General features: G+C 55.2%; 1 rRNA gene. It reads left to right on the top strand.

Annotated elements, in window-relative coordinates:
- Nucleotides 1-232: ribosomal RNA gene (locus AC0MA3_RS26775) — 23S ribosomal RNA — on the top strand; the annotation flags it as partial.

Here is a 232-nt window from a genome sequence, read left to right as displayed (position 1 = left end):
AAGACCCCATGGAGCTTTACTGCAGCTTGATATTGAATTTGGGTACGATCTGTACAGGATAGGTGGGAGCCGTAGAAACAGGAGCGCAAGCTTCTGTGGAGGCGCCGTTGGGATACCACCCTGATCGTATCTAGGTTCTAACCTGGTACCCTAAGCGGGTACGGGGACCGTGTCAGGCGGGCAGTTTGACTGGGGCGGTCGCCTCCTAAAGAGTAACGGAGGCGTTCAAAGG

The sequence above is a fragment of the Paenibacillus sp. LS-5 genome (assembly GCF_056121505.1).
The sequence above is the reverse complement of the archived record's forward strand: the minus strand, read 5'-3'. Positions and strand labels throughout refer to the sequence as shown.